27 protein-coding genes are annotated in these 25,773 nt (G+C 37.8%); 18 read left to right on the plus strand and 9 right to left on the minus strand.

What is annotated here, in order from left to right; translation table 11 throughout:
* Positions 1–142 precede the first annotated feature (142 nt).
* From QUD79_RS06280 to QUD79_RS06300, 5 genes are all read left to right on the plus strand, one after another.
* A complete protein-coding gene (locus tag QUD79_RS06280; protein WP_281401855.1) occupies positions 143–265 on the plus strand; it encodes a hypothetical protein in 123 nt (40 codons plus the stop codon).
* Between the two features lie 40 nt (positions 266–305).
* On the plus strand, positions 306–689 hold the full coding sequence (locus QUD79_RS06285) for a response regulator (protein WP_184425627.1): 384 nt from the start codon (positions 306–308) through the stop codon (positions 687–689).
* A gap of 57 nt (positions 690–746) precedes the next feature.
* A complete protein-coding gene (apt, locus tag QUD79_RS06290) occupies positions 747–1,292 on the plus strand; it encodes an adenine phosphoribosyltransferase (RefSeq protein ID WP_184425629.1) in 546 nt (181 codons plus the stop codon).
* 24 nt (positions 1,293–1,316) lie between these two features.
* A complete protein-coding gene (gene dnaX, locus QUD79_RS06295) occupies positions 1,317–3,542 on the plus strand; it encodes a DNA polymerase III subunit gamma/tau (RefSeq protein ID WP_184425631.1) in 2,226 nt (741 codons plus the stop codon).
* An 89-nt stretch (positions 3,543–3,631) separates the two neighbouring features.
* Positions 3,632–3,958 (plus strand): YbaB/EbfC family nucleoid-associated protein, encoded by a 327-nt coding sequence (locus QUD79_RS06300; protein ID WP_184425633.1) that lies wholly within the window; start codon positions 3,632–3,634, stop codon positions 3,956–3,958.
* A gap of 831 nt (positions 3,959–4,789) precedes the next feature.
* Here QUD79_RS06300 and QUD79_RS06305 read toward each other — a convergent pair.
* A complete protein-coding gene (locus tag QUD79_RS06305; RefSeq protein ID WP_184425635.1) occupies positions 4,790–5,860 on the minus strand; it encodes an MBL fold metallo-hydrolase in 1,071 nt (356 codons plus the stop codon).
* Positions 5,861–6,094: 234 nt separating this feature from the next.
* Here QUD79_RS06305 and moaB point away from each other — a divergent pair, with 234 nt between their 5' ends.
* The 7 genes from moaB (at position 6,095) to QUD79_RS06340 (ending at position 10,404) form a co-directional block, all read left to right on the plus strand.
* Positions 6,095–6,637 (plus strand): molybdenum cofactor biosynthesis protein B, encoded by a 543-nt coding sequence (gene moaB / locus QUD79_RS06310; protein ID WP_184425637.1) that lies wholly within the window; start codon positions 6,095–6,097, stop codon positions 6,635–6,637.
* A gap of 3 nt (positions 6,638–6,640) precedes the next feature.
* Positions 6,641–7,108 (plus strand): cyclic pyranopterin monophosphate synthase MoaC, encoded by a 468-nt coding sequence (gene moaC, locus QUD79_RS06315; protein ID WP_184425639.1) that lies wholly within the window; start codon positions 6,641–6,643, stop codon positions 7,106–7,108.
* A gap of 70 nt (positions 7,109–7,178) precedes the next feature.
* A complete protein-coding gene (gene moaD / locus QUD79_RS06320; RefSeq protein ID WP_184425641.1) occupies positions 7,179–7,427 on the plus strand; it encodes a molybdopterin converting factor subunit 1 in 249 nt (82 codons plus the stop codon).
* Between the two features lie 2 nt (positions 7,428–7,429).
* On the plus strand, positions 7,430–7,879 hold the full coding sequence (gene moaE, locus QUD79_RS06325) for a molybdopterin synthase catalytic subunit MoaE (protein ID WP_184425643.1): 450 nt from the start codon (positions 7,430–7,432) through the stop codon (positions 7,877–7,879).
* Position 7,880: 1 nt separating this feature from the next.
* Positions 7,881–8,642 (plus strand): molybdate ABC transporter substrate-binding protein, encoded by a 762-nt coding sequence (modA, locus tag QUD79_RS06330; protein WP_184425645.1) that lies wholly within the window; start codon positions 7,881–7,883, stop codon positions 8,640–8,642.
* Complete coding sequence (gene modB / locus QUD79_RS06335) at positions 8,642–9,322, plus strand: molybdate ABC transporter permease subunit (RefSeq protein WP_184425648.1); 681 nt, start codon at positions 8,642–8,644, stop codon at positions 9,320–9,322. Before modA ends, modB begins: the two co-directional genes overlap by 1 nt.
* A gap of 20 nt (positions 9,323–9,342) precedes the next feature.
* Entirely contained in the window at positions 9,343–10,404 is a 1,062-nt protein-coding gene (locus tag QUD79_RS06340) for an ATP-binding cassette domain-containing protein (RefSeq protein ID WP_184425650.1), read from the plus strand.
* Positions 10,405–10,429: 25 nt separating this feature from the next.
* On the opposite strand, the gene QUD79_RS06345 is transcribed toward QUD79_RS06340, so the two are convergent.
* The 3 genes from QUD79_RS06345 to QUD79_RS06355 all read right to left on the minus strand — a co-directional run bounded on the left by QUD79_RS06345 (position 10,430) and on the right by QUD79_RS06355 (position 13,008).
* Positions 10,430–11,209 carry a ribonuclease H family protein gene (locus tag QUD79_RS06345; RefSeq protein ID WP_184425652.1) on the minus strand — a complete coding sequence of 260 codons (780 nt, stop codon included), beginning with the start codon at positions 11,207–11,209 and terminating at the stop codon, positions 10,430–10,432.
* A gap of 3 nt (positions 11,210–11,212) precedes the next feature.
* The gene (lgt, locus tag QUD79_RS06350; RefSeq protein WP_184425653.1) at positions 11,213–11,998 is read right to left on the minus strand and encodes a prolipoprotein diacylglyceryl transferase; all 786 of its coding nucleotides are present in this window, start codon (positions 11,996–11,998) and stop codon (positions 11,213–11,215) included.
* An 89-nt stretch (positions 11,999–12,087) separates the two neighbouring features.
* The gene (locus QUD79_RS06355) at positions 12,088–13,008 is read right to left on the minus strand and encodes a LysR family transcriptional regulator (RefSeq protein WP_184425655.1); all 921 of its coding nucleotides are present in this window, start codon (positions 13,006–13,008) and stop codon (positions 12,088–12,090) included.
* 142 nt (positions 13,009–13,150) lie between these two features.
* On the opposite strand from QUD79_RS06355, the gene QUD79_RS06360 reads away from it, so the two are divergent.
* Genes QUD79_RS06360 through curA form a run of 3 tightly spaced genes read left to right on the plus strand, consistent with a single transcriptional unit; the run spans position 13,151 to position 16,118 of the window.
* Entirely contained in the window at positions 13,151–13,837 is a 687-nt protein-coding gene (locus QUD79_RS06360) for a type 1 glutamine amidotransferase domain-containing protein (RefSeq protein ID WP_184425657.1), read from the plus strand.
* Between the two features lie 17 nt (positions 13,838–13,854).
* Entirely contained in the window at positions 13,855–15,012 is a 1,158-nt protein-coding gene (locus QUD79_RS06365) for an iron-containing alcohol dehydrogenase (protein ID WP_184425659.1), read from the plus strand.
* 26 nt (positions 15,013–15,038) lie between these two features.
* Positions 15,039–16,118: an NADPH-dependent curcumin/dihydrocurcumin reductase gene (gene curA / locus QUD79_RS06370; protein ID WP_221435248.1), complete on the plus strand. Its 1,080-nt coding sequence runs from the start codon at positions 15,039–15,041 to the stop codon at positions 16,116–16,118.
* An 88-nt stretch (positions 16,119–16,206) separates the two neighbouring features.
* On the opposite strand, the gene QUD79_RS06375 is transcribed toward curA, so the two are convergent.
* From QUD79_RS06375 to QUD79_RS06385, 3 genes are all read right to left on the minus strand, one after another.
* Positions 16,207–17,100 carry a prenyltransferase gene (locus tag QUD79_RS06375; protein WP_184425661.1) on the minus strand — a complete coding sequence of 298 codons (894 nt, stop codon included), beginning with the start codon at positions 17,098–17,100 and terminating at the stop codon, positions 16,207–16,209.
* Positions 17,101–17,216: 116 nt separating this feature from the next.
* The gene (locus QUD79_RS06380; RefSeq protein ID WP_184425663.1) at positions 17,217–17,930 is read right to left on the minus strand and encodes a substrate-binding periplasmic protein; all 714 of its coding nucleotides are present in this window, start codon (positions 17,928–17,930) and stop codon (positions 17,217–17,219) included.
* A 331-nt stretch (positions 17,931–18,261) separates the two neighbouring features.
* On the minus strand, positions 18,262–19,527 hold the full coding sequence (locus tag QUD79_RS06385; RefSeq protein ID WP_184425665.1) for an MFS transporter: 1,266 nt from the start codon (positions 19,525–19,527) through the stop codon (positions 18,262–18,264).
* A gap of 220 nt (positions 19,528–19,747) precedes the next feature.
* On the opposite strand from QUD79_RS06385, the gene recR reads away from it, so the two are divergent.
* From recR to adk, 3 genes are all read left to right on the plus strand, one after another.
* Complete coding sequence (recR, locus tag QUD79_RS06390; RefSeq protein ID WP_184425667.1) at positions 19,748–20,353, plus strand: recombination mediator RecR; 606 nt, start codon at positions 19,748–19,750, stop codon at positions 20,351–20,353.
* A gap of 166 nt (positions 20,354–20,519) precedes the next feature.
* Positions 20,520–22,481: a molecular chaperone HtpG gene (gene htpG / locus QUD79_RS06395; RefSeq protein ID WP_184425669.1), complete on the plus strand. Its 1,962-nt coding sequence runs from the start codon at positions 20,520–20,522 to the stop codon at positions 22,479–22,481.
* Positions 22,482–22,711: 230 nt separating this feature from the next.
* Positions 22,712–23,356 carry an adenylate kinase gene (adk, locus tag QUD79_RS06400; protein WP_184425671.1) on the plus strand — a complete coding sequence of 215 codons (645 nt, stop codon included), beginning with the start codon at positions 22,712–22,714 and terminating at the stop codon, positions 23,354–23,356.
* Between the two features lie 54 nt (positions 23,357–23,410).
* Here adk and QUD79_RS06405 read toward each other — a convergent pair whose 3' ends face one another.
* Positions 23,411–24,793 (minus strand): IS4 family transposase, encoded by a 1,383-nt coding sequence (locus QUD79_RS06405; protein ID WP_286288804.1) that lies wholly within the window; start codon positions 24,791–24,793, stop codon positions 23,411–23,413.
* A 404-nt stretch (positions 24,794–25,197) separates the two neighbouring features.
* Complete coding sequence (locus tag QUD79_RS06410; RefSeq protein ID WP_184424456.1) at positions 25,198–25,665, minus strand: helix-turn-helix domain-containing protein; 468 nt, start codon at positions 25,663–25,665, stop codon at positions 25,198–25,200.
* Between the last annotated feature and the right edge of the window lie 108 nt (positions 25,666–25,773).

The raw sequence follows: 25,773 nt of genomic DNA on the forward strand, positions 1-25,773 counted from the left end.
CCAGATTAAACTTAAATTGCCTTCATAAATTTATTGCTAACCATATTGTGATCTAGATCAACTAATACTATTAAAAATGTCGTAATTAAGCTAGAATATGTCGCGTTGATTTTAGTTTCCCATTTCAGAACGGAGTTGTATAATGTCACATGACGAAAACTTTAAAGATAGCTCTTCTTTTATTCACTTGTTAGGAGCACTTGCTGCACTTTTTGCCACAGCTTTATTACCTATGTTAGCAGGTTGGTTTACTCTTCTAAGCTAAGTCTTATTCAAGTTCTTTAAACGGGGGATTGATTGATAATATGCAAATTCTAGTAGTAGACGATAAAGTAAACATTCATGAATCAATAATAAGCTTACTGCAACAGTATAATGTTGACGTTGATGTTGCGATTAATGGTCTTGATGGTTATGAAAAGGCGATCGTTGCTGATTATGACTTGTATATTATTGATCATTTAATGCCAATAATGGATGGCTTACAACTTGTTAAAAGTTTAAAGTCTCGCCCTAATACCGCTGATGCTCCCATTCTTTTCATGACAACCAAACAACTCAGCTATGTAGAAAAGTTAGCCGAGTTCCCACTGTTTAGTGCGGTTATTCATAAACCGATAGTACCTGAATCATTTTATCAAGTAATAAATCAGCTTTTACCTCAAAATACTGTGCGTCAGTCACTATAAATTTGCGTCGTTTTCCATTATTCTGTAGCAAATATAAATTAACTTTTTTGCTACACAATGACTGAAACTCAATTATCTATTCTTAAAGAAGCTATACACACAATTCCGGATTATCCAAAGCCAGGAATTTTATTTAGAGATGTTACAGGTATACTCGATAGCGCAGAAGCTTTCGCGTTAACTATCGATTTATTAAAAGAAAAATATAAAAACCAAGGCTTTACTAAGATAGTTGGAACCGAAGCGCGTGGTTTTCTATTTGGCGCACCATTAGCACTAGCATTAAATATTGGTTTTGTGCCTGTACGTAAACCAGGTAAATTGCCCAGACCTACATTTTCACAAGACTATCAACTAGAATACGGCACAGATACTTTAGAAATACATCAAGATGCATTAACTGCTACTGATAAAGTGTTAATAGTGGACGACTTACTAGCTACCGGTGGCACAATTGAAGCAACGCTTAAGTTAATTGAAAGGGTTGGCGCTAAGGCAACTGATGCTGCATTTGTTATTTCTTTGCCTGATTTAGGTGGTGAAAAAACGCTTGCTAAGTGCAAATTAAATGTTTATTCCTTACTACAGTACGCAGGCGATTAGGCCTAAGCTAATGTTGGACAAATAATGAGTTATCAAGTTTTAGCGAGAAAATGGCGACCTAGAAATTTTCAAGAATTAATGGGGCAAGAGCATGTTGTAACAGTGCTTAGCAATGCATTGTCGCAAAATCGTTTACACCACGCCTACCTGTTTACAGGTACGCGAGGTGTGGGTAAAACAACAATCGCTCGTATTTTTGCTAAAAGTTTAAACTGCTTAGAAGGTGTAAGTGCTTCGCCATGCGGCAAATGTGATATTTGCCAAGATATAGATCAAGGCCGTTTTGTTGACCTATTAGAAATAGATGCCGCTTCCCGAACTAAGGTTGACGACACTCGAGAAATACTTGATAACGTTCAATACTCACCTACAAGAGGCCGATACAAGGTATATTTAATTGACGAAGTGCACATGTTGTCGCGTAGTAGCTTTAATGCGCTACTTAAAACGCTTGAAGAGCCTCCCGAGCACGTAAAGTTTATTTTAGCGACTACTGATCCGCAAAAGTTGCCGATTACAGTATTATCACGTTGTTTGCAGTTTCATTTGAAAGCATTGATGGTTGAACAAATAAATAACCATTTAAATACCATTTTAGCCGCTGAACAGATTACCTATGAACCTGCTGCTATTTTGTTACTAGCAAAAGCTGCAAAAGGTAGTATTAGAGACTCGTTAAGTTTAACTGATCAGGCGATAGCGCAAGGGCAAGGTCATATAACATTAGCTAATGTTAGACAAATGCTTGGTGGAGTTGATGATAATTGGGTCTTTAAGATCTTAATTCATCTAATTAAAAATGACAGTCAATCGTTAATGGCACTGTCGCAAGAAATTGCCACTTATGCACCCAATTACAGCCGTTTACTTGCTGAGCTTATCCAACTATTACATCAAGTTGCAATGTATCAAGTCATTAACAGCCATTTTGACCTGCCGCCAGAGCAAGCAGAGCTATTAATTAAATTTTCACAAGCAATGTCACCAGATGATGTTCAACTTTATTACCAAATTGCGCTAACAGGGCGTAAAGACATGCCTTACGCTGCTGATGAACGCTCTGCTTTTGAAATGGTGCTATTAAGATTATTAGCATTTAAACCCCAAGTAGAGGTTTCACAACAGAGTGCTACAGTAAAACCATCATCAGAGGTTAATTTTGATGAAAGTGCGTTACCTTTAACTTCAATAAATCAACCTGTAGAAGCCCCTGTTGAATATCAAGAGCAGTCATCACAGCAGCAACTTACCACCGAGATGCTTTCAATTGAACAAGCAGCTCAAGATCTGCATGTTTTACCATATAACGCAAATAGTTCATCATTGCCTCATAAGGCGGTTGAATTAGCAGTTCCGAGCAAGACTGAGCCGTTAATTGATGATGAAACGTTACCCATTGCACCTTATAGCGATGCAGGGGATCAAGAACAACAGCCCAATAATAGTCTACCGCTTGATGACGATAGTCTTAATTCGACAACAGAAGGCGAGCTTAACCCCGTTAGTTATGACATTGTTAATCAAGCACAATCTTATAATAGTGAATCAGCTGCATCTGAGTCAGCGTCAGACATTAATGCAACTGATACCATTAGCACTGAACCTGAAAATTTAGCAACAGCACCAGAAGCTTTAATGCAGTCTCCAGTACAGTCAGTTTTAGCCACTCGTAATATGTTAAGAAGTCGAAAGAAAGCGTTGGAGAACGAAGGAAAAAAGTCTGATGGCGCCGATGAGCGTCAATTAGCGTCTAACGCTAGCAATGAATCAGTAAAAGAAAAGCCCGCACATGTTCCAGAGCTTGAAGCATTACCTGAGCAAGGTTTCACCCCTGAGGTTATAAACCCTGCTGAAATTAAATTTGCTAATCAAGTAGATCGCTGGGCAAATATGATCGATACCATGGAACTTGGTGGTAGATTAAGAGTATTAGCGGGTAACTCTACTATTTGTGAGTCATCTACTAATGATAGATGGGTTTTTAAGCTTAATCAGTCGGTTAAACATTTAAAGAGTGAAACCGCGCATCAACAATTAGAAGAAAACTTATCGTCATTATTAAATCAAAAAATATCGATTGTACTTGAATTGGTCGAATCGACTAAAGACGATCCATTTCAGATCCAAAGTCAGATTAATGACAAGCGACTGGAATATGCAAAAGAATTGATAAGTAACGACGAGGTTGTTAAAGCAATGAAAAACACATTCCAAGCAATAGTTTCAGAAGATACTATTGCAGCGCGATAATGATTAGTTGCACAGAGAGTTAATGGTTACTTGAAATTTTTTGATATAAACACTATTGTTCCCACATTAGAATTTTGGAGTTAAAAACTATGATGAAAGGTGGCATGGGCAACTTAATGAAGCAAGCCCAACAAATGCAAGCAAAAATGGCAAAAGCTCAAGAAGAAATTGCCAAAATGGAAGTTACAGGCGAAGCAGGTGCAGGCATGGTTAAAGTAACCATGACAGGTAACCACAATGTGCGTCGTGTTGAGATAGATGATAGCTTAATGGAAGACGACAAAGAAATGGTAGAAGACTTAGTTGCTGCAGCATTTAATGATGCAGTACGTCGTGTAGAAGAGCAAAATAAAGAAAAAATGGGCGCTTTAACAGGTGGTATGCAAATGCCCCCAGGGATGAAAATGCCGTTTTAACTCGTAAGTGTATGAAAAAGCCGACTTTAAGTCGGCTTTTTAGTTTTCTAAACTCAGGCTAATTGTAGGTCGTGCATTTATGCCGACAAAGGTGTTATTTTCAATTAGATTGGCGTTGATATTGATGGCTTATCGGTAATTGCTCTGGCATTAGCCTACTTCCGCCATCTTTGATGGGCTAAAGCCCAACCTACAAAGGACTATATTTGTAAGTCGTGCATTTATGCCGACAAAGGTGTTATTTTCAATTAGATTGGCGTTGATATTGATGGCTTATCGGTAATTGCTCTGGCATTAGCCTACTTCCGCCATCTTTGATGGGCTAAAGCCCAACCTACAAAGGACTATATTTGTAGGTCGTGCATTTATGCCGACAAAGGTGTTATTTTCAATTGGATTGGCGTTGATATTGATAGCCTTATCGGTAATTGCTCTGGCATTAGCCTACTTCGGCCATCTTTGATGGGCTAAAGCCCAACCTACAAAGGACTATATTTGTAAGTTGTGCATTTATGCCGACAAAGGTGTTATTTTCAATTGGATTGGCGTTGATATTGATAGCCTTATCGGTAATTGCTCTGGCATTAGCCTACTTCCGCCATCTTTGATGGGCTAAAGCCCAACCTACAAAGGACTATATTTGTAGGTCGTGCATTTATGCCGACAAAGGTGTTATTTTCAATTAGATTGGCGTTGATATTGATGGCTTATCGGTAATTGCTCTGGCATTAGCCTACTTCCGCCATCTTTGATGGGCTAAAGCCCAACCTACAAAGGACTATATTTGTAAGTCGTGCATTTATGTCGTCAGAGCTGCTTAATTTTAAAAAATCAACTGTCACATTGGCTCTTTTTATTGCTAATTACTGGTAAACCGTAATCTTTCCACTTGATAATACCACCCCTCATACTCGCTGCTTGTGTAATATCTGAATCGCTTAATATGCTAACTGCCAATGCCGACCGTCTTCCAGAACGACACAAAATTACAATAGGTTTATTAATGGGTAGCGCGTTTAATTTTTCACTGAGTTCACCTAAAGGGATGACTACTACGCCATCAATACTCACTTCAATAATTTCATCATGTTCTCTTACATCCAATAATGTAACTTTTGTTTGATTTTCGGCAACCCAAAGCGGTGAAACCTCATATACACCTGAATAGGTGAGCTCAACAGGCGCCCAAGTTGGTTGTTCAGGTAAGTACGACACTTCGCCACATGTTAAATTGGCTGGTAATGCAATATCAATAAACTTGGGGTGTTCTAGTAACATATTGTTCATATAACCAACAAAGTCTTGTTTGTTTGCGTTTCCTCCAATACGTGCATTGTATTGCTTTTCTTCAGCTACTGATGACGCGCACCGACCAGAATAGTCATGGGCAGGGTATATGGCGTAATTATCTGGTAATGTAAATATTTGCTGTGTAATTGAATCAAATAATTGTGCAGCATTTCCTTGTTGGAAATCGCTACGGCCACACCCTCTAATTAATAACGCATCACCGGTAAAAGCCAGTTTATGGCTATGACTAACTAATGTAATGCATCCATTTGTATGACCTGGTGTTGTTCTCACTTCAAGTGCTTCTTCTCCGAAGCATAAGGTATCACTATGTGCTAATGCTATATCTGTATTTTTAGCTTCTATTGCCTTTGCACAAGCTATTTTACTGCCAACTTTTTGCTTTATCAGCCATGCGCCGGTGACATGATCGGCATGACAATGTGTATCAATTGTATATTTTAACGTTAAGCCGAGCTCATTAATTAAGGCTAAGTCTCTATTGACTTGTTCGAGTACGGGATCAATCAATATCGCATCTTTACTTTTTCTATCGGCTAAAAGATAAGAGAAAGTGGAAGATTTTTGATCAAATAATTGCCTGAAAATCATAAGTTTGCCTTCGATAATAAGTAGCATACTAAGGTATAGAATATCCAAGTATAAGTTATACTCATTTAAATTAAAGCGCTTAGTTAGTTTGTAAGTAAGTTAAGGCTATTTTTTACTTTAACTTTGTTAATTTGATCGGTTTTTATTTCTATTAGTAGCTCTCGTATGTTTCATCTTTTAAGGGCCTGCGGTACTATAGTGATTTACTTTAAGTTTGTTAAAAGGCTGTTGTGCATGTCTCATACTTCGTTACCATTTCAAGCATTAAATATTGCGGTATTAACCGTTTCAGACACACGTGATGAATCAACCGATACTTCGGGGGGGTATTTAGTAAGTGCCCTACAAGAGTCAGGACATCAACTCACTGATAAAGAGATCGTTAAAGACGATATATATCAAATGCGCGCTGTTATATCGCAGTGGATTGCAAGTGAAACAATTCAAGTTATTTTAGTTACCGGTGGAACAGGGTTTACTGAAAGAGATTCTACTCCAGAAGCGTTAACACCATTATTTGATAAAACGGTTGAGGGCTTTGGTGAGTTATTTAGGCAGTTATCTTACAGTGAAATATCAGCCTCTACTATTCAATCTCGTGCTATTGCTGGCCTTGCAAATGGCACTGTAATATTTTGTATGCCGGGTTCTACAGGTGCTTGTAAAACAGCATGGCAAAAAATAATTCAATCGCAACTAGACGCAAGCCATAAGCCTTGTAACTTTGTTCCTCATTTATCAGTACCGTCAGCTAATAGCTGTGCTACAAGAGGGTAAGCTATGCTAACGCACGTAAATGAGCAAGGCCAAGCTAATATGGTTGATGTTACTGATAAAAGTAATACAGTACGTATAGCTACAGCACAAGGTGCTATTTCAATGAATAGCCAAACTATTGCTGCAATAAAAGATAACAGTAATAAAAAGGGTGATGTTATTGCCACTGCTCGTATCGCTGGTATTCAAGCCGCAAAAAAGTGTGCTGACTTAATTCCTTTATGTCATCCGTTAGCATTAACTAAAGTTGAACTTAACTTCGACATTAATGAAGAAGAACAAAAAATTTTTGTCTCTGGTATGTGCAAACTAACCGGTAAAACAGGCGTAGAAATGGAAGCACTTACTGCGGTTAGTGTGGCATTATTAACATTATTTGATATGTGTAAAGCAAGTGATCCATTGATGGAAATATCTGGCATTAAAGTAATGGATAAACAAGGCGGTAAAACAGGGCATTGGCAGCGCTAATGACTGACTATTTATTTGTTTAGTGTATTTAATTGACTCTTTGGCTTTAGCAGTTATAGATGAGGAATCTATGAATAAAATACTTTTTTTTGGTCAACTTAAAGAACGTTTAGGGTGTGCTAACACTCAAGTAGAGTTGCCATACCCAAGTTCAGTTGCACAAGTTAAGGCTAAGTTACAGCAACGTGGTGGTCTTTGGCTGCAATTATTAGAGCAAGGTACTGTGTTATCTGCGGTTAATCAAACAATGGCAAGCGACGACTATGTGATTAACACCGGTGATGAAATTGCATTTTTCCCCCCAGTGACAGGTGGTTAACTATGATATCTGTGCAGCAAAAAGACTTTAACGTAGGTGATGAGTATCATGCACTAATTCAAGATGCTCGTTCGGAAGGGGCCGTTGTTACTTTCGTTGGTTTAGTGCGCGATGTTAATCAAGGTAATTCGGTTAAAGAATTAACCTTAGAGCATTATCCAGGTATGACAGAAAAATCATTGAAAAGTATAGTGCAGCAAGCTAAGCAGCGCTGGGATTTAGGTAAGGTTCGAGTAATTCATCGAGTAGGGCAATTAGCGCTGAGTGATCAAATTGTCTTTGTGGGTGTAACCAGTCGTCATCGCGAAGTTGCATTTGAGGCTTGCCAATTTATTATGGATTACTTAAAAAATCAGGCGCCATTTTGGAAAAAAGAAAGCACTGAGCAGGGTGATAAATGGGTTGATTTTAATGATAAAGATCAACAAGCTATGTTACGTTGGCAAGAGTAATATGTATAAACACATAATTGGTACTTTTTTTTTATTAAGCCTATTTCAACCCTGTGCTATAGCCAAAGAATTACGTGTTGCGGTAGCAAGTAATTTTCATCATGCGCTCACTCTACTATCTCGTCAGTTTGAGCAAGAAACTGGCATAAAAGTTAAATTATCTTCAGGCGCTAGCGGACTACTTTATGCGCAAGTGGTTCGGGGCGCTCCATTCGATTTGTTTTTTTCAGCTGATGTAGAGCGCCCAGAGTTACTTGAAAGCCAAGGTTTAACAACTAATAGAAATACCTATGTTTACGGGCGTATAGCGTTATGGTCGCCTCAGAGCAAAGCAATTGTTGGTCAGTCGTTTTTAACTAACTTTGATCAACGATTAGCGATTGCTAACCCCCGGCTAGCACCTTATGGAAAGGCGGCTGAACAAACGTTAGCGTATTTAAAGCTAAGCACTAAGTTTAATTCAACCCTTATATTAGGTAATAATATTAATCAAACATTTCAATTTGTTGACTCAGGTAATGTGCTTGCTGGTTTTGTTGCCTATTCACTATTAAAAAATCAGTCAATTAATAATAATTATTGGCTGGTACCGCAAACGTTTCACGGGCCAATTGCTCAACAAGTTGTTTTATTAAAAGCATCAAAGCATAAAAAAGCAGCACAAGCTTTGCTTGAATTTATACTTTCTGCTTCTACTCAAACTAAATTACAAACAATGGGCTACAGCTCAGTAAATAAAGCAATTGCTTTAGGTGCTATTTAATGGATGCTTGGCAGTCTGATGCACTTGCGTTATGGCTAACTCTTAAACTTGCGCTATTTACCGTGGTTATTTTATTGATTATTGGACTGCCATTAGCATGGTGGTTATCGCGTTACCATGGTCGAGGCAAGTCTATTATACAAGCGCTCATTGCAATGCCATTGGTGCTTCCTCCAACGGTGCTAGGGTTTTATTTGTTGATATTTTTTTCACCACAATCTTGGTTTGGCAGTTTGTGGGTTACGGTAACAGGGCAGCAATTAGTCTTTAGTTTTACGGGTATTTTATTAGGTTCACTTATTTATTCTTTACCTTTTGTTGTACAACCACTCTATTCAGGTTTTTGTCAATTAGGACGCCAGTATGAAAGTGTAGCGGCCAGTTTGGGCTTAAATTCAACTAAACGCATGTTATACATAGTATTGCCTATGATAAAACCGGCTATTATTACTGCTGCCACACTTGGCTTTGCACATACGCTAGGGGAGTTTGGTTTGGTGTTGATGATTGGTGGTAACTTACCCGGTGAAACACAAGTAATGTCGATCGCGCTTTATAATCATGTAGAAGCTCTCGATTATGAGAAAGCACATGTGTTAGCCTTGATTTTATTGCTAAGCTCTTTTTTTAGCTTAATTTTATTATATAAGTTTAATCGTCCGTCTATGTTTGAGTCTTAATATGAAGTTAGCATTGTAATATGAGTTTATCGATAAAGCTCTGTCATCCCTTAGATAATAATACAGCGTCAGCTTTTGTGCTTGAGCTTGATTTAATGCTTTCGATAAAAGAACATGTTGTGGGTGTTTTTGGAGATTCTGGTGCAGGTAAGTCGACCTTGCTTAAACATATAGCGGGTATCGTTCAAACCAGGGGAAAGCAAATTGTTTACTATCAAGACGATATTACTGCGTTATTGCCCGAACATTCACCTTGTTGCTATCAAAATCAGCATGGCTATTTATTTTCTCATTTAACAGTGAAACAAAATTTAGCGTTGGTGCTAAGGCACGGAAATTATAGTGATACTGTGCCTTTTACTTTCGATGAAGTTATTAAATGGTGCAACCTTTTACCTTTACTTGAACAGAATATATCAACGTTGTCAGGCGGAGAAATACAGCGTATTGCTTTTGCCCGCAGCTTGTTGTCGGGTAAATCATTAATTCTATTGGATGAACCATTTTCAGCTTTAGATTGGCAAACACGAGAGCAAATGCTTAGATTGCTCCCTTGGTTGAAAGCCAATTATGGCATTGAATTTATAATTGTTAGTCATTCACTACGTGAGTTGAGTTTAGTCGCCAGTTATATTGTTATATTAAAGCAGGGTAAAGTGATTAAGCATGGCGTTAGTAATGAAATTATCACTCGTTATAGTCAAGGGCATGGCCAACAAGCGGTAACAGCTTTACGCGGTAAAGTTATTGAGCATATTGAAAAGTACCAATTAGCAAAAGTGTTACTCGATGGAGAAAATGAACAAGCAGTGACTGTGCATGCTAATGATATGTATCAAGGTAATGTGTTGTTATCACTTAACGCGAACAAAGTGAGTTTATCTAAAACTAAGCCAAGCCTCACCAGTATTGTAAACTTATTGAAAGTGACAGTGCGAAAGATTGAACGCCAACCAAGTGCTGCACTCATCACACTGGCATTAAATGAACAGTTAATTTTAGCTGAAATATCACTAATGTCGTTAGATAAACTGACATTAGCGATTGATGAACAAGTTTATGCCCAGTTTAAGGTTTTATAGTGCCTAATTGATATAAGTTGAGCTGTTAACCAGACTCCATCGCCAATATTGTTTTAATATCTAGTGTTTCTGTAAAACGTACCAAGCCCACTTCTTTATGAATACGAGCGTATACCGCCATACGATCTGATAACTCATTACCTTCATTATTGGCATGCCCTTTAACATGAGTAACAGTAACCTTGTCTTTAATTTCTTGGTATAAGCTGAAACATGCTTGTACTAATTCTGGATTTTTAATTGCCTCGCCATTTGCCTTTTTCCAGCCTTTATTTTTCCAGCCTACTGCCCATTTAGTTATGCTGTCTATTGAGTATTTAGAGTCAGATAAAACTTGCACGCTTTCATGTGTTAATAAGTATTGTTTAGCAAGTTTAAATGCAGCAAGCATTCCGTTTAATTCTGCTGTGTTATTTGTGCCATTAGCATTATATAAACCGTACCATAATTGCGTAAGTTTATTATGTTGATATACAGCTAGACCAGTTCCTGACTTACCTGGATTAGGCGAGCAAGCACCATCACAGTATATTTGAATGTCGGCTTTAATTACTGGAGACGCACTTGTTGATTTATTGCCTGATGCTTTAGTGCCAGAACTTATAGCCGAACCACTTTTATTTTTTGAACGGTTCATTAGTGCTTTGGTATAACTTGATTTAAAGGCGCCCTCTGCTTCTTCTTTTGAAGGAAACCCCATAAATTGAGCATCAGAACGTCCGGCTGTTAAGCGTTGCACAGTGCCCCAGTTGTCAAAAACGCCCGTTTTTTCACCTTTCCAAACAACGTAATGTTTTTTAGCCATGATCTATCCTTTAGTCATACGTTTGGTTGAAGAAAGTACGAGGTATATACCAATGATAAAAAATGGAATACTTAGCATTTGACCCGTATTTAAAGACACTTCTATTGAGTAAGCAGCTTGTTGTTGTTTGAAAAATTCAACAATAAAGCGAGCTGTAAAAGTCATAATTAAAAATAAGCCCAATAGCATACCACGGTTATTTTTAGCTGAGGTTGAACGATAAATTAACGTTAAAACGACAAAGATAATTAAATAAGCGAGCGCTTCATAAAGTTGCGCCGGATGGCGAGGTAAGTTATCAATACGCTGAAAAACGACAGCCCATGAAACATCAGTTACTTTACCAATAATTTCTGAGTTAACAAAGTTTGCACTACGAACAAATATACCAAAAAGCGCGGTAGTTATTGCTAAACGATCAAGTAACCACAGCAGGTCTTGTTGATGACGTTTACAATAGAAGTAAACCGCTATAATAACACCTAAGCCGCCACCATGGCTGGCTAATCCGCCTTCCCAGATAGCTAATATTTTTAATGGGTTTGCTAAGTAATACCCTGGATCATAAAATAAACAATGACCTAAACGAGCGCCAATAACAATGCCAATAACGGCATACATTAATAAATTATCTAGCTTATCAACAGGCTGCTTTTCTTGTATAAAAATCCACTTCATAAAATACAAACCAACGAATATAGCGCTGGCAAATAAAGCGCCATACCAATGAATAGTGAGGGGACCAATAGCAATAAGTACTGGGTCGATATTCCAAATAAAATGACTCAACAGATAACCTTAAAATGTGAAAACGTAATTAGCGCATAATATATCAAGAGTGAGCTATATTTGCAGCGGATAAAATAAGCAAAGGACATTTATTTTACTGAAATCTCGGTATGCCCTAACTGCCGTTCAAAGAAACCCTCTAAGAAGTTTAATAACAACCTGAGTTTTTTGTTACTTGCAGTGCCAGGAGGGAAAACACCATAAATATTGATATCATTTAACTTGTAGTCTTTTAACACAACTTCTAATGTTCCTGATTGTATTTTTGGCCAAGCATCATATGTAGGTATTCGTGCCAGTCCATTACCCGCTTCAACAAATGCAGTTCGCGCGGCAGCATTATTTGTGCTGATTGAACCTTTAGTTGCAATGCTATACGAACGACTCCCTTGCTTAAGTGTTAATACGCCAGAAGTAAGTTTATAAATTACCCATTGATGACTACCTAAGTCGGCTGGTGTTTTAGGGTAGCCATATTGCTGAAAGTATTCAGGTGCGCCACATAAACAGGTAGGTAATGTGGCTAATTTTTTTGCTTGTAAACCAGAGTCTGCTAACGGCGCGCCTCTTATGGCTAGATCAATCCCTTCTTTCATAATGTTAACGACTTCATCGGTTAACATTACATCTAATGTTATTTTTGGGTATAGCTTTCTAAAGTCATTTAATGCAGGCACCACCATTTGTAAACCAACATTTACTGGGCAGGTAATTTTTAATAAGCCTTCAGGTTCATTTTTAATGCTTTCAATTTGTTGATTGGCCGCGTTTGCTTGTTCAGCTATAACTTTGCAGCGTAAATAATATGCTTGTCCTGCTTCAGTAAGATTTATTGAACGTGTTGTTCTGTTTAGTAGCTTTACTCCTAATTGTGCCTCAAGCTTTTTTAGATGATAGCTAACTACGGCGCGTGAAAGGCCAATATGTCTTGCTGCACCGCTTAAACTGCCTTGTTCAATAACTTGAGCAAAAACGACCATACTTTTAAGTTGTTCAAATGAAATATTCATGTGTAATTACATTTCTAAACGTTAGAATATTATTGTATCAATTATTTGACTAATAAAGTTAAATTTCTCTACATTGTTAGTCTGTAACTATAGGACTATACTTGCCGCATTAAAGAAATAAAGCGATAAAAGGCGAAAAGAAATGACTAAAAAGGTATTAATGGTTCTCACATCGCATGATGAACTTGGTAACACAGGCGAGAAAACAGGATTTTGGGTTGAAGAGTTTGCAGCACCATACTATATATTTCTTGATGCTGGTGTAGAGGTTGTACTGGCATCGCCAAAAGGTGGTCAAGCACCTATTGACCCTAAAAGTCAGCTAGCTGATTTTCAAACATTAGCCACTAAACGTTTCGATAACGATACACAAACCCAACAAAAAATAGCTACAACAGTAAAGTTATCAGAAGTTAATGCAACAGATTATGATGGGGTTTTTTATCCAGGTGGTCACGGTCCATTATGGGACTTAACTGAGAGTGTTCATTCAATAGCATTAATTGAGCGTTTTTTAGCGACTAATAAACCTGTTGCCACCGTATGCCATGCAAGTGCTGCATTATTAAATGTAAAAGATAGCTCGGGTACATTGGCAATTAATGGTAAAGCGGTTACAGGTTTTACAAATGGTGAAGAAGATGCTGTTCAATTAACTAATATTGTGCCTTTTTTACTCGAAGATGAGTTAATTAAACGTGGTGGCGTTTATCAAAAAACCCAAGACTGGCATCCTTTTGCCGTTCAAGACGGCCTAATTATTTCAGGTCAAAATCCAGCAAGTTCAGCACTAGCGGCTGAAAAGCTGTTGTCACACATCAATTCTTAATATAAGTAGGTTTTTCAATGTTAAATTTCAGTTTTAAAAATGCAACGGCAATTCATTTTGGTGAAGGTCAAATTAAAAAAGTTACACGTGAGATACCCTTAACCGCAAAAGTATTAGTTATTTATGGTGGTGGATCAATTAAAAGTAATGGCGTTTACGACCAAGTTGTAACTGCATTAGCCAATCATACTTGGTGTGAATTCTCAGGTATTGAACCAAACCCAAAGTACGACACGTTAATTAAAGCGCAAACCCTTATTAAAAATGAAAATATCGATTATTTATTAGCGGTAGGCGGAGGCTCTGTTGTTGACGGTGCAAAATTTATTGCAGCTGCAGCATTATTTGAGGGTGATGATCCTTGGGATATTCTCGCGAAACAACAGCCAGTGAAACAAGCACTGCCATTGGGCGCTATTTTAACTTTACCTGCAACGGGCTCTGAAAGTAATGGTAATTCAGTGGTAACACGCGATGGCAATAAACTTGGGTTTTCTAGCCCGTTAGTATGCCCAACATTTGCGGTATTAGATCCAAGTGTGACTTTGTCATTATCAGATCGCCAAATTAGTAATGGTGTGGTCGATGCTTTTATACATGTAATGGAGCAATACCTAAATTACAGTGTTAACGGTAAAGTACAAGATCGCTTTTCTGAAGGGTTGTTAATGACGCTGATTGAAGAAGGACCGAAAGCATTATCTGAAAATTCAAAAGCTGATATTTCTGTTCGTGCCAATATTATGTGGTCAGCTACTATGGCTCTTAATGGCCTTATTGGTGCAGGCGTACCGCAAGACTGGTCTACTCATATGATTGGCCATGAGTTAACAGGTGCTTATGGCATTGACCATGCACGCACTTTATCAATTGTACTACCTGCGGTAATGAAAGTATGCCGAGCAGCTAAGCGTGAAAAACTTTTACAGTATGCTGAACGAGTTTGGCAGATAACTGAAGGTGATGAAAATTCACGAATAGATCAAGCCATAGCGTTAACTGAAAGCTTTTTTGAAACAATGCAAGTGCCAACCCGATTATCGCAAGTGGATATTGGTGAAGATAAAATTGATGGATTGATTGAAAGACTTAAACAGCACGGCATGATCGCCTTAGGTGAAAACAAAGATATTACCCCTGAAGTTAGTCGAAAAATATTGATGCAAGCGTTGTAAGAGCTGCCTCATAAATACACTTAGGAATGACAATGACAAAACAAAATATGACAGAAGTTATGTTATCTCAAACAATTGAATCTAATCGTCAAATACTGTTAGCTTCGCGCCCATTTGGCGCCCCTGACCCAGACAATTTTAAATTAGCAGTAACCGATAAACCAACCGCTAAACAAGGCGAAGTATTATTGCGCACGGTTTATTTGTCACTTGACCCGTATATGCGCGGTAGAATGAATGATGCCAAGTCTTATGCTGAACCTGTGGGCCTTGGTGAAGTTATGGTAGGTGGCGCAGTTTGTCGAGTTGAATCATCACTTAATGATGACTATAAAACTGGTGATTGGGTCGTGGCTTTTAGTGGATGGCAAGATTACTGTATTTCAGATGGTAAAGACCTGCTTAAACTTTCAGATAATTTACCTTATCCGTCGAAAGCGCTCGGTATTTTAGGAATGCCAGGTTTAACCGCTTATATGGGCTTACTTGATATTGGTCAGCCTAAAACTGGTGAAACCGTTGTCGTTGCAGCAGCAACGGGTGCTGTAGGAAGTTTAGTGGGGCAAATAGCTAAAATAAAAGGGTGTAACGTTATTGGTATTGCTGGCGGCGCTGAAAAGTGCGAGTACGCCGTTAATACGTTAGGATTTGATCATTGTTTAGATCATTATGCGGATGATTTTGCAGAACAGTTGTCCGCAGTAGCAACAGCAGGGATTGATGTCTACTTTGAAAATGTTGGTGGTAAAGTGTTTGATGCTATATTGCCGTTATTAAATAGCTGTGCACGTATCCCTTTATGCGGCTTAATTTCTCAGTACAACGCCACTGAGTTACCTGAAGGGCCTGACAGAATGGCAATGCTAATGGGGTCACTATTAGTTAAACGAATTAAAATGCAGGGCTTTATTGTTTTTGATGACTATGGTCATCGTTATGCTGAATTTAGCCAACAGATGTCAAAATGGCTAATGGCTGGTGAAATTAAAGACAAAGAGCACCTAGTAACAGGGCTTGAAAATGCTGTAGATGCATTTATTGGACTATTAGCAGGTAAGAACTTTGGTAAGGTGATAGTTCGAGTGGGGCCAGACGAACTTTCATAACGTTATACTACTGTGTATAAAGTAGAATACCTAATTAATGAAACGGGTATAACCCTTTTAGTTTTTACTAAGTGCCTGCTCGCACTAATTAACAAGCGACTAATACCAGCGCCATAATTAATGGGGTAATATTAGCTGCAATGACATTCATCACCAGATAAGTGGGCTGCTTTCCAATGTCTTTACCATAGGTTAACAGCCCCTTAAATACGATAAATGTAAGCGACGCAGGGATAAGTGACGCTAAAATTAGTAGGGGCAACTGGTGATAAAAATATAAAGCAATAATACTTATTACAGTAAGAATAGAAAAAAATAAATAGGTGTAATTAGCAAAATTTACCCCGTATTTAATTAAAATATGATTTCTACCTGCTGTTTTGTCAGCTTCAATGTCAGGGTACTGATTCAATAACAATAAGTTGCTTACTAATAAGAAAGGTACATAGGCCAGTTGTGAAGCCATTAAGTTAAGCGTACCGGTGACAACAAAGTAACTCCCCAACACAATTAGCAAACCAAACCCTAAGCCTGGTGCAATTAAACAAGCAAAAGGCAGTTTGTTTAACCATTTGGTGTATAACCAAATTATGGCCAACCCCACAATACCAAAACCTAAAATAACAGGCCCAATTGTAGTTAAAAAATAACAACCGATAAGGAAAACAACGAGAGAGCTACCAACTGATATTTTAAAGACCGTAGGGGCTAGCTCAGGCTGTTTTTCAAGTAAACCACTACCACCACTAAAAGGGGTTTTACTTGTGTTTAAATCTAAGCCACTTTGAAAGTCTTGGTATTCATTTAACGTATTAACTGAAATCGCCGCGAATAGAGCTCCAATAATGGCAAGGGTAAAATGTAAATAATTTAGGGGTACTTGTTGATAGAAAGCGATACTTGTACCAAAAAATACGCAAATAGGCGCTAAAAGTAAAAACTTTGGACGAATTGCAGGAAAAGATAAAAGAAGGTTTTTCATGTATTTAGTATAAGCCTATTGCAATACATAAGTTCGGAGTTGCATTAAATTTTTCGGTAACTTCAAGTTTATGTTTATGATTGTTATGGGAGTTTAATACAATTTTGAAGGCAATGTTAAGGCGAAGTGTGTTTTTTGACAGCAGATTTTAGTTTATTTACAAGCTCAGGATCACTATCTTTATTAATTGCTAAATAGAGCTCTTTGGTCCATTCAGGCAACTTTAAGGCATGCTCAATTATTGTAGGAGGTAAGTTTCTAGAGAGCAGCCTCTCTTTCATATGGTATAAATCTAGAAAAACAAAATCTACTTTTCCACTTAAAAATAAATTTAATTGGGTCTCTCTTGAGCTAACAACTAATAAGTTTTTATCTTCAGAAAAACCTTGAGAAATCAGATATTCATATGGGTAACTGTCTAAAGCAACCGCTGTTAGGTAGTGTTTAGCTTCATCTAAGGAATTAAGTTTTATATTACGTTTTTTCAAAGATACAAAACCATTTTCAATTTTGGTAACAACCTCTAACCAATGGAAGTATTGCTCCCTTTCTGGCGAACGTTGCATGGAAAACACTAGGGTGTTCTTAGTTTTTTTAGCACTATTAAAAGCTCTAGCCCATGGCACAATATAAAATTCGGGTTGTAAATTAGCATTTTGTAATATTTTTTTAACTTTTTGTGTTGCTATACCGTCAAGACGATTGTCTTGATAAGTTTGGAAAGGAGGGAAGTTTTCAGTAAAAACATCAACTTTTTGAGCATAGCTATACATTGGAATGGTACTTAGCGAAAGTAATCCATATACAATCAAAAAAGTTAACTTTGTCATTTATTTCTCAACACAATAATGCATTTAATTCTCGTGCCAGTTTAAAGTTGCTTTGTACATTTGTACAGTTTTATCATACTTTGTACTGTTTGTTTATTGTAGGGGCAAATTTACTGCAATTATCTAATACCAATCTCACTAACTATGTGATCATTTCTACTGGCTAAAGCAGTCAACTACTGCGTATAAAATAGATCACTTCATTAATGAAACAGGTATAAAGCTCCCCCTAGCTTTTGTTGGTTACCTTAAGTTATAGCACAGTTACTAGGAGCGGTTAAACTTTCGAGCTTGAATTTTGTTCAATCTAACCACTTTAACGGTTGTGCTATTACAAAACTACTCTATCACACTTAGGTACGCGTTCTTTTCTGTAGTAATACCACGACACAGCAAACAACAAAATAATAAAAGGTATACTAGAGAATACCACTGCATGCCATCCAGCTTTGAATAATACCCAGCCAGCGAATAATGATGCTGTTGCTTGAAAACCAAAAATAATAAAATCATTTATTGCTTGCACTTTATGACGCTCATTAGGCTGATAACTTTGGGGTAATAAAGAAGTACCAGTTAAATAAAGAAAATTCCAACCCACACCTAGTAGTAATAGTGCCCACCAATAATGCATAACCTGTTCACCAGAAAAAGCAATAATTGCAACTATAGTATAAATAATAGTACCTAACATTAGTAAGTTTGTTAAACCGATTTTTTTTACTAAAAAGCCGGTAAATAACGAAGGTATAAACATAGCAGCAATATGACTTTGAATTACCCATTTAGTGTCATTAATACTATGCCCTTGCATATGATGCATACTAATTGGCGTCGCCGTCATTAAATAACTCATTAAAGCAAAGCCTATGGCAGCTGCGGCAATTGAAACTAAAAAAACAGGCTGTTTTATTATTACCCATAATGGACGTGTAGCACTTTCGTTAGGTTGATGAATAATAGTGGGATTGTTAAATGCCAGCATCACCAACATCGCAATAATAACCAGTACGGCTAAAAATAAAAAAGAGCCTGAATACCCTAAGGGCGAGTCAATCCAATCTTTTGCCATTACAGCAACTTCAGGACCAATAAACGCGGCAAAAATACCACTTAACATTAAAATGGATAACACGGTAGGTATGCTTTTTTCGTCCTTTGTGCTTTCTATCGCAGCAAACCGTAATTGCTGAACAAAGGCAGTACTGAAGCCAAACATAACACTGGCAATAATGAAATATTCAAATCTTGCAATATATACTGCATAACTGGCAATTAAGCATGCGGTAACTGTTATAGAAAAACCAAATAGCGCAGCAAACTTTCTCCCTTTCTTGTTGGCAAGTAGAGCAGCAGGTATAGCGCCTGCGGCTACACCTAAAATCATAATAGTAATTGGCAATGTTGATAGTGTTTTATCTGTTACCATCTGAGCGGATAAAATCCCACCAATAAAAACAATAACAGGTGAGCAAGACATCACTAATGGTTGCGCTAAAAATAAAACCCAAATATTACGAGGTAAGGTAAATAGGCGAGATAAAATAATGGTGGTGATGATCAACACTAGTAATGTGATCAGAATATTTGACAGCATTGCGAGAGAGTTACTTTATAAGGTGAATTACTTGAAATGCTACCATAAAAAACTATTCACTGGTGAAGTTATAGCGCATTTCAATAGTACTGAGTTGAACTACCTATATTTTTAATTATGATTAGCATTAATAGCGCAAGCTTACAAAGTTGTTGAAACAGGTATTAGGGTTAACAATACGATGTTAAACTAAAGAAAATTTATTTTGTTATTGTTGATTATGAAATTTAGTCCTTTAGTACAAGAATTGATTGATACGTTAAAGTGCTTGCCTGGTGTTGGTGCGAAATCCGCTCAGCGTATGGCTTTTCATTTGCTCGAACGCAATAGAGCAGGTGGTGAAAAATTAGCTAATGCCTTAGGAAAGGCGATGATCCATATTGGTCATTGTCAGCAATGTCGTAATTTTACCGAAGACGAACTTTGCCAAATATGTCAAAGCCCTAAGCGTAAAATTAGCGAAACTATGTGTATAGTTGAAAACCCTGCTGATGTAATAGCGATAGAGCAAACAGGTGAATTTCAAGGACGTTATTTTATTCTAATGGGACATTTGTCACCATTAGATGGTATTGGTCCTGACGATTTAGGCTTAGATGTGTTGTCAAAGCAATTAGAAACAGGTCAGTTCAGAGAAGTTATATTAGCCACAAACCCAACGGTTGAAGGTGAAGCTACGGCTCATTACATTGCTGAGCTTGCAAGTAAATATCAATTAACAATATCACGTATTGCGCATGGTGTACCTGTAGGAGGTGAACTAGAGTACGTTGATGGTAATACTTTATCTCATGCTTTTTCTGGGCGAAAAAGTTATCAGTATTAGTGACTGTTTTAAATTTTGAATAATTTATTTTTATTTTTTTCTCTTGAAAAAAATCTCTCTACCCCCACATGTTAACTATCAATAGCGCTACAGCTTATCCTTTATAGTGATTAGGCTGTTCGTTTTAATCTCGTTTTGTTCAATCGTTAATTAGGAGATGTTTCAGATGGCTGAGACAGGTCAAACCCAAAATCATTCCTTTAGCACAGATGCGGCTAAAGTACTTAAACTAATGATCCATTCACTTTATTCAAATAAAGAAATTTTCTTACGTGAATTAGTATCAAATGCTGCCGACGCTTCAGATAAATTGCGTTTCAAAGCACTTTCAGATGACAGCTTGTTCGAAGGTGATGGTAATTTACGTGTAAGAGTAAGTGCTGATAAAGAAAACAATACCTTAACGATTTCAGATAACGGCATTGGTATGACGCATGATCAAGTTATCGAGCATTTAGGTACTATTGCGAAATCAGGTACCGCTGAATTCTTTTCGCAACTTTCAGGTGACCAAGCTGCTGACTCGCAGTTAATCGGGCAATTTGGTGTTGGTTTTTATTCTGCATTCATTGTAGCAGATAAAGTAACTGTTCGCTCACGTGCAGCTGGGGTTCTAGCTTCAGAAGGTGTTGAATGGGTTAGTGCTGGCGAAGGAGAATTCACTACTAGCACTATCGAAAAATCAAATCGCGGAACAGATATCATTCTTCATTTAAAAGAAGAGGAAACTGAGTTTGCTGATGATTGGCGCTTAAAATCAATTGTAACTAAGTACTCTGATCATATTTCAGTATCGGTTGAAATGTTAACCCCTGAAGTACCTGCCGTTGAAGCAGTTGAAGAGCAAAAAGACGCAGATGGCAATATTACTCAGCCTGCAGTAGAAGCAAAAGAAGCAGTACCTGCAAAGTGGGAGCCTGTGAATAAAGCTACTGCGTTATGGACACGTGAAAAAGCAGATGTTTCAGACGATGAATATAAAGAGTTTTATAAGCATGTTTCGCATGACTTTGCCGACCCGCTGTTATGGGAGCACAATAAAGTAGAAGGTAAAACTGAATATACATCGCTACTTTATATTCCAACAAAAGCACCATTTGATATGTACAACCGTGAAAAACAACACGGCTTAAAACTTTATGTTCAACGCGTATTTATAATGGATGATGCGGAGCAATTCATGCCCACGTACTTGCGCTTTGTTAAAGGATTGCTCGACTCAAACGATTTGCCACTAAACGTTTCTCGTGAGATTTTACAAGATAACAAAGTCACACAAGCAATTCGTAAGGGTTGTACAAAACGTGTTTTAAAAATGCTTGAACGTTTAGGTAAGAAAGATGCAGAGCAATACCAAGTATTTTGGAACGAATTTGGTCAAGTATTAAAAGAAGGCCCAGCTGAAGACTTTGGTAACAAAGAACAAATTGGTAAATTACTACGCTTTGCTTCAACTAATGAAGATAGTGCCATTCAAAACGTTTCATTAGATCAATACGTTGAGCGAATGAAAGAAGGGCAAGAGAAAATTTACTATGTGGTTGCTGATAGTTTTGAAGCTGCTAAAAACAGTCCTCATCTTGAAGTGTTCCGCAAAAAAGGCATAGAAGTCTTGTTAATGTCTGATCGTATAGATGAGTGGCTTATTAGTCATTTAACTGAGTTTGATGGTAAACAATTACAATCAGTTACTCGCGGCGGATTAGACTTGGGCCAAATGGATGACGAAGAAACGAAAGAAGCACAAGAAAAACTTGAGCAAGAATTCGATTCAGTTGTTACTCGTATTAAAGCATCGCTTGAAGGCAAAGTGAAAGAAGTTAAGTTGTCGCAACGCTTAACTGATTCACCTGCATGTATCGTTACTGACGAAAACGATATGAGTAGCCAAATGATGAAATTAATGCAATCAGTTGGTCAAGAAGTACCAGAGTCATTACCGATTTTTGAAATTAATGCTGAACATGAATTAGTTAAACACATCGCGGATGAACAAGACGATGACCAGTTTAACCAATGGACTCAAGTTTTATTTGAACAAGCAATGTTAGCGGAGCGCGGTAGTTTGAAAGATCCCGCTAGCTTCGTTACTCGTTTGAATAAATTGATGTTGAGCTTAACGAAATAATATTCAAACATCTATTTATATAGACTTTAGTATAAAAAGGGGCTTTTTTGCCCCTTTTTTAGTGTTTGACCAGTTTTGCTACTTGTTTGGACCCCTTTGTAAATGTATAGTATTTGCTTTTAAATAATCCAAGCGAACTAGCTAATTTTCACTTAGTAATATTAGTAATAATTACTTAGTACAACTGGTATTCATTATCCCAATTCATTAATAGTATAGGGCTACACTATATGCGTATTATTTTATTAGGTGCTCCGGGCGCAGGCAAAGGTACCCAAGCACAATTCTTAATGGCTAAATATGGCATTCCACAAATTTCTACCGGTGATATGCTTAGAGCCGCAATTTCTGCGGGAACTGAACTTGGTAAGCAAGCAAAAACAGTGATGGATGCTGGTCAATTAGTTTCAGATGAACTAATTATTGGTTTAGTTAAGGAGCGGATTGCACAAGACGACTGTAAAGGCGGCTTTTTACTTGATGGTTTCCCTCGCACTATACCTCAAGCAGATGCGATGAAAGAAAACGGTGTGGTAGTCGATAGCGTTATTGAGTTTGATGTGCCAGATGAAGTGATTGTTGAACGTATGGCTGGACGACGCGTACATCCTGGTTCGGGTCGTGTATATCATGTTACTTATAACCCACCTAAAACAGAAGGCAAAGATGATGAAACAGGTGAAGACTTGTTAATTCGCCCAGATGATGAAGAAGCAACTGTACGTAAGCGTTTAGGTGTATACCATGAGCAAACCAAACCTTTAGTTGAATATTATCAAGCTGAAGCAAAAGCAGGTGCATGTCAATATATAACGATTGATGGAACACAGCCTGTAGACGAAGTAACTGCATTGTTAGCGGCTAAACTTGGTTAATTGATAATTACAGTAAGACTATTTATTAAAAGCCTGCAGATGCCTGTCTCTTGATCACATTTTCAGATCAAGAGATTGGGCTAATTCATAGCCTTCAAGGATGGTTTGCAATTTAAACCATCCTTCCCATAATCGCTCCCACCCGACACGGCCATTACGTTTTGAATCGTGCCAACCCGCTAACTTCCCAAGGTTAATGTAAGCCCAATAAAGGCTTGGTGCCGTTGTCGGTGGTTTTGATTTTTCTCGTTTTGTCCATAGCAACTTCCACGCTAACGGACTTAAAACCGTTTCACAACTATGCTTTTCTGCTTCTTTCTTATTAAGGCCAAGGTAACGAAGTTGATGAAGGCGTGCGGCAATAAACGCTAATATCACAATCACCTTTTCTAAATTGTCTTTACTTTGCATACGTAAATCTTCTACTTGAGTACCGCCGCTTTTCCACGCTTTGTGGAACTCTTCAATTAACCAGCGTTTTTCATAGTAGGTCAATACTTTTTCGGCTTCCTCTTTGCACGTCACAGGCTCAGATGTTAACAGGTGCCAACTTAATCCTTGGTCATTGTTTTCTTCCTGACAACCCACATAATAGAGAGATACCGAAGCGCCTTTTTTATTCGCTGGCATTTTTACATCAACTTTGGCATAACGTATTTGACAAGAAGCCTCCCGCGCTTTGCGTCCGCCTTTTTGCCTCACCGAAACAATACGTTGACCTGCTGATTTTAACGACTCACTATATTGATAAAGTTTATTTTCACTTTGTTCAATGCAACGACTCTGCATTGAGCGCACGACAAAACGTTGCTGCCTCGCTGTTTTATAAGTCAGGTATTCAATAATATCTGACTCTCTATCACACACTGAAATTACCTTATTCATTGTTGAACCTAGACGGGGAGTCATCGCTTCTGATGCTTGCTCCCACTTATAGCTTTCTTTGTCTTCGTACGCTCGGCTGGCATGGCGATTATTTTGGCCGTACAAACTGACGTCTCGTGTCCATCGTTTTTGCTCAATCAGACCAACAACATGCTGCTGCTCAGGGGCAAATAGCAATACGGAATGAGCATGCATGCCACGCGAACGCTTATTCGAAGTGGTATGCCCCATTTCATCGCGAATCGTTTGATGTTTAAATTCAAGTGATGTGGTGTCTTCTAAAGCAAGTAGGCAATCATAATCTTTAACTTTTGCTGCTGTTGCCTTAAAGCCAGCCTCAGCTATAGCTTGAGCATCAATAGCTTTATTACGAGTAAAACGATAGGCCGCTTCAATATCGGCTGTGGACGTAGATGATTGCACGAGTGATTGCCCTAACTTGTTGGAAAGATTAGAGGCTAACACAACAAGTCGTTTAGCTCTGCGGGTATCGCCCAATTTTGCATGTAAAAATGTTTCTTCTGCCCATTGCTCTGAACTTGTTGTAAACATAGAAATCCACCTCATCACTGAATAAATGGATCAGATCACGTTCGGTACAATAAGTTCATAAAAAAATCCCTCGATTTTTATCAAGGGATTTGTGTAGGAAAGACAGGCAGATGCAGGCTTTTTAACCTGAGTTCTGGATAAGCTAAGCACGTCAATGTCACGATTTTTGCGCGTATCTGCGTTGCCTGCACGGACGTAGGTACTTGGTTTTTGTCTGGAACTAAAAAACCGTTAATTTGCTACTAATAGCTCGCTATTAGGTACGCAAACTTGCCTTGATTCACTCAACACTTATAACATTGATATATAACTACATAAGCAATACGATTGCTCTATAATAAGTAATTGAAAAATATAACTTTACCTGTGTTGATCGTACATCCGTTATCCAGAACTCAGGTTAACTACAGTTTCCGCCCTAACTTTTTTTCAATTTGTTTCTTTTCCCAGTCAGCCCCAAAAAAGCTAAACACTTCAAAAACACTAATTGCATGAGAAACTACGCCAATGCCCCAGCCAAATGCTGCCCATAAAACCCACAAATAACTGGGTGTGAAAGTTAAATTAAATATAAACAAACAAGCAATAACTATCACATACGTGGTTAGGTGACTATAAAACCCTTTTAAGTCTCTAACATATTCAATAGCTTGTTCTTCTTCAATGGTTAATTTTGATGTTGTATTCATTGCTAACTCCGGTTGTAAATCTGCTACTTGTACTTCAAAGACAGCCGCTAAAGATTTTAATGATTCAAGTCCAGCTGATTGTCCACGCTCAATTCGTTGAATGGTTCGTACACTTAAGCCACTTAGCTCTGCTAATTGCTCTTGTGACCACCCGCGTTGCAATCTTATTTTTCTAATAATCATTTTGTTCCTTAACTTTTGTTTCACTACGAGTAAATGGAGTAGTAACTTTTACCTAAAATATAATATATCACCACGACAAAGACGCGACACCCTCATGACAGTTGTTTT

It is taken from the genome of Thalassotalea piscium (assembly GCF_030295935.1).
GTDB classification, from domain to species: domain Bacteria; phylum Pseudomonadota; class Gammaproteobacteria; order Enterobacterales; family Alteromonadaceae; genus Thalassotalea_B; species Thalassotalea_B piscium.